The sequence below is a fragment of the Desulfamplus magnetovallimortis genome, assembly GCF_900170035.1.
In the GTDB taxonomy this organism is placed as follows: domain Bacteria; phylum Desulfobacterota; class Desulfobacteria; order Desulfobacterales; family Desulfobacteraceae; genus Desulfamplus; species Desulfamplus magnetovallimortis.
Map to the genome: position 1 here is coordinate 207,197 of NZ_LT828541.1, position 4,875 is coordinate 212,071.

General features: G+C 41.1%; 4 protein-coding genes. 2 read left to right on the forward strand and 2 right to left on the reverse strand.

Annotation, left to right across the window (positions count from 1 at the left end):
* Nucleotides 1-157: 157 nt before the first annotated feature.
* Nucleotides 158-2,722 (reverse strand): Lcl domain-containing protein, encoded by a 2,565-nt coding sequence (locus MTBBW1_RS05130; protein WP_080800171.1) that lies wholly within the window; start codon nucleotides 2,720-2,722, stop codon nucleotides 158-160.
* 480 nt (nucleotides 2,723-3,202) lie between these two features.
* Between MTBBW1_RS05130 and MTBBW1_RS05135 the strand changes: the two genes are divergently transcribed.
* Nucleotides 3,203-3,433 (forward strand): hypothetical protein, encoded by a 231-nt coding sequence (locus MTBBW1_RS05135; RefSeq protein WP_080800174.1) that lies wholly within the window; start codon nucleotides 3,203-3,205, stop codon nucleotides 3,431-3,433.
* The gene (locus MTBBW1_RS05140; protein ID WP_080800176.1) at nucleotides 3,434-3,778 is read left to right on the forward strand and encodes a type II toxin-antitoxin system PemK/MazF family toxin; all 345 of its coding nucleotides are present in this window, start codon (nucleotides 3,434-3,436) and stop codon (nucleotides 3,776-3,778) included.
* Between the two features lie 39 nt (nucleotides 3,779-3,817).
* On the opposite strand, the gene MTBBW1_RS05145 is transcribed toward MTBBW1_RS05140, so the two are convergent.
* Entirely contained in the window at nucleotides 3,818-4,591 is a 774-nt protein-coding gene (locus MTBBW1_RS05145) for a carboxypeptidase regulatory-like domain-containing protein (protein ID WP_080800179.1), read from the reverse strand.
* Nucleotides 4,592-4,875 lie beyond the last annotated feature (284 nt).

Genomic DNA, 4,875 nt, shown 5'->3' on the forward strand with positions numbered 1-4,875 from the left:
GTTTCCATAGTAAAATTTTGAACCATGATTAAAGGATTTAAGGATTAACATGATGAAAAATCAAGATAATCCCTTAATCATGAAAATCATGGTTCAGAAAAAATGAAACCTTATACATAAAAGCTGCCAGAGTCTGAAAAGCCCTTTTGAAAAAGCATTAATCCGTTGATGAAAGATCAAGGGTAAAAAACCGAATCTCAAAGGTCGGCATTCCATCAGGCTCTGCTGTGACAAGGGAATAAAAAGTATATTTGCCCTTTGGCATCAAATCCAGAGGAATTGACAAAAACTCTCCATCCTGCTGCCACTGGCATGTCTCTTTTACCTCACGCCAGGCAACAGGTGTTCCAGTCATGGGAGCAAAAGTATTCTCACTGTCAAAAAGCAGCAGATAAGAAGAAAGCTCAGGAGCATCAGTTGTCATACCAAGGTAGATATTGACTTTTTCGTCATATGGAGGAAACAGAGCGGAAAAGACAAGATTAGAGTCAACAACTCCGACAGCAAATTGCTGACAGGAAGCGTCAGGCTCTATCATTGGTGAGACTATCTCCTCAACAATGGGCTTGTCAGGAGCTTCAATGCAAGATGATTCCACAGGGGCAACAAAAAGCTGTATCTTCTTTGTCTCGCCAGAACCAAGCAGAACTTTAGCCTTAAGGTTTGTCTGATAATTTGCAAGGGATGTTGTAATAAGACCTTCCCCTGCCACAACAACCGTTGAAAAATATCCGTTTTCAGAGGAAAATGTCTCACCGCCAAGATTCCACTGAACCCTTGCATCTGAAACGCTTATACCGCTCTCTGCATCCTTTACCTTACCTGTCAGAACTGCGGTATCTGCTCCCCTTGTCTCAATCTCAACATCAAGGGATGATGCACAATGACTTGTGGTTTCATATGTCCATTCTCCGGATTCTGCGTTTTCTATTGTGATATTTTCGGAATCACACACAATATAAGGGTCGATGTTATACAGGCTCTTGTCAGGCCGATAGATCATAACTTCAACATAGCAGTCACCGCACTTTTCAGCTCCAGGAGTGACAGGAGTATCGGCTTTCAAGGACGATAGATTTGAATTCAGGGATTTTGAACTTCTGAATGATTTTATTGATGTTGATGAGGCACTGCCGAACAAACCCTGCCCAACATTAAAGTATATCTCAAGGGTCTGTTTTTCCAATGCATTTTGTACCTTTTCGGAAAATGATTCCTTATTTTCTATACTTGCCCTTCTCTTCTGCATTACACTGAAATTATTGATAGTATGAACAGCCTTAAAGCCTGACCTGTCCCGAGCCACAACATCAATAATATAATTCTGGGGCGACAAACCGGAAAGAAGTGTTGTCTTGTACTGGTAGGTTGCAATATCTGGGTTGTCACTAAAAGCTGTCTCTACAATGCTCATTTCAACACCATCTGACCCCAATATGCTATCAAGAAGATCGTGTTTCAGAACAACGCTTTCAATATCACCTGCGCCATCAGGATCATATACATTCACAAGAAAAGTTACTTCCTGCCCTGCTCCTGCTTCTATGGTTGACGGAGTTACCGTAACAGGTTCCCTTATCTCCGGTGCATTGGCTGCAATTGCAACCTTCAAGAATCGGCTTTCACCTGCTGAAAGATTAAAGGGGGCAACTGTTGTTGCTGTATAATTTGGAGCTGAGACCTCGGCTGTATATACTCCGGCAGATAAGGTCTCAAAATCAAAATAACCACTTGATAAAGTCTGACCTTCTGCAACAAGTTCACCCCCTGAAAAGAGTTTTATTGTGGCATTTGCAACTGGTTCGCTTCCTTTTGAGGAGACAACTTTGCATTTGACAGAGGATAAAAGCTGTGTATCAGTGCCGGAAGCTCCTGTACGGACGCAACGAACGGGATTTGTTGAAGTATGATAGTCCACATCCACATCACCTCTGCCAAACCCCACACCCCACAGATTGTAAATGTCAGAAGCAACTTTAGTGTTAGACCAGTACCAGAATGAGCTGACTTCCCAGTATGACTCGGCACTTTCCAAAACATCCTCATTAATTGAAGGTGAATACTCTGTATAGTCAATAATTGAAACAAGCTCCTCAATTTCAGGAATTCGCCAGTCATAATAGCCGCCAAGAACCAGCTCCTCACAATATTTACATGCATCACTCCAGGTTCTTTCTACACTGTCATCCTGCCTTTGCCATTGAAGCCCTGTCCTAATATCCTCTACAACATCTTCATTTATTATTATAAGGGAATCATTGGTATCCAATGACCAATATGGGCCTGAACGAACACAGCGAAGGTAGAAGTCATTTCCCTTGGCACTTTGCTCAACCTTGCCACCGTAAAAACTCACATACCATGCAAGAAGACTGGAACCGGCATGTGTAGTCCCTGACCAATACGCCCTTGATATAACATCAAAAACCGGATTCATGGAAGGTTCATAGAGGCTGTAGTCAACAAGAGTCCTTAACTCATCCACCCTTGGGAGACGCCAGTCATCATAGCCAGCAAGCTCCAACTCTTCACATGCTTCGCAGGCTATGTACCAGTTTCGTTCAACACCGTCATCTGCCTGCTGCCACATAAGGCCGGTATCTTGATCGGTAACTGTGCCATCTCCGTTGTTAATATATGTACCAGCAGAATGGGCAAATGTAGCTATAATAAGGCATAAGATCGACAATGAGACACACAAAAATATTTTTATTCCATTCATTTTTTATCCCTGAATATTTTTTTGATTGTTAGTTGGAGCATACCCTTTGTCTGGATTTGATGCTTTACCTGAAAATGCTTTCAGGTGATGAAACGTATAAAACAATTCATTAATGATACATAATGCAGGTTCATATTTCATTTAAAAGATAAAGTCCAGTATTTTATCATAGGTTTTAAAAAATACATGTGTATATAATAAAGTGTTCTGTTTAGCCATCCTCTCTCCACATAATGCTTATAATTTGCGACTCTGTTCACTTCTCTGGGATTTTTTGTTTTTGTTGCTGTTTGAATTTTTTTGCCAAAATCCCTGAAATCAGTTTAACAATTGAAAAGGATATTGTAGATTGTGGATTGTGGATTGCGGATTTAGCATGTTCTATGGATACAAAATACTATAAAAATCAGATGAGTAAAAGAGAATTTTATAAATTTTCCATATGGATACAGTGATTTTAAAAACAAAAGAGGTACAAAAATGCGAACTAAAAAAAAAGTAAGTTTAACTATTGATACAGAGATTATGGATGCCTTGGAAGCCATTGCTTTGAGTAGTAATCTGGCAAAAAGTCAAATCGCCCAGGAAGCCTTAAGTCTGTGGCTTAAAAAAAGAACCGAAGATTTGATTGCACTGGGGTATGCAGAGATGGAAGAAGAAGATCGCTCTTTTTCAAAAATGACATTTACAGCCCAGACAGAGACGTTTTAGATGATAAATTTTCCCTTGCGTTCTGAAATCTGGATTGTCAACTGGAATCCCTCCAGGGGAAGTGAACAAGCTGGAAAAAGACCTGCACTTATTATCCAGAATAATATTGGCAATGAAAAAGCTGCAACAACAATCGTGGCGGCCATTTCAACACCTGTTAAAAATTACCCCATGAATGTGATACTTGAGCCCCCTGAAGGGGGCTTGCATGAACGTTCCATGGTTAAAACAAGTCAAATTCTGACAATCTCCAAAGAGAGACTGGAAAAACGACTCGGAATCATCAGCTCTGAAAAAATGGCAGAGGTCAATGCAGCCATTAAATTGAGCCTGGATCTCACCTGACCTCAAAATCTGTACGTAATGATAAAATGGATTCAGGTGTTAATCAATTGATGAAAGGTCAAGCGTAAAAAACCGAATCTCAAAGGTCGGCATTCCATCAGGCTCTGCTGTTACAAGGGAGTAAAATGTATATTTGCCCTTTGGCAGCAACTCCAGGGGAATAGAGAAAAACTCTTCCTCCTGCTGCCACTGACAAGCCTCTGTTACCTCCCGCCAGGCAACAGGTGTTCCTGTCATGGGAGCATAAGCATCATCACTATCAAACAGCAACAGATAAGGGGAAAGCTCCGGAGCATCGCTTGTCATTCCAAGGTAGATATTGACTTTTTCATCATAAGGAGGAAACAGAGCGGAAAAGACAAGATCTGAATACACAACCCTTACAGCAAATGGCTGGAAGGAAGCATCAGGTTCCATCCCTGGTGATACTATCTCCTCGACAAGCGGCATGTCAGGAGCTTCAATGCAGGATGACTCCACAGGCGCAACAAAAACCAATATCTTTTTTGTCTCTCCGGAACCAAGCTGAACCTTAGCTTTAAGGTTTGTCTGGTAATTTGCAAGTGATGTTGTAACAAGTCCCTCCCCTGCCACAACAATGGTTGAAAAGTACCCATTTTCAGAGGAAAATGTCTCTCCGCCAAGATTCCATTGCACCCTTGCATTTGAAACGCTGATACCGCTCTCTGCATCCTTTACACTACCTGTCAAAACTGCTGTATCAGCTCCCCTTGTCTCAATCTCAACATCGAGAGAAGATGCGCAATGATCAGGATAACCAGGATGGACAGGATGTTCAGGATAGATACTCAAAATCGACATCTTGTTGGCTTTTTTGGCATTTATTGAATTTGTCTGAATCAGGATAACCGGGATTTACAGGATGCTCAAGATTTTTATCCTGTAAATCCTGGTTATCCTGGGAATCCTGATTCAGACAAGGTTTACAAGATCATAGTTGTCAACTTTGAGTCGATTAAACAGACAACAAATTCAAAATCCATCAAAAATCGGAGGCCGGATGGGGACGCATGAATTTTCCATATGGATACAGTGATTTTAAGGAAATCATCCTTAACAAATATTTCTACTGTGAT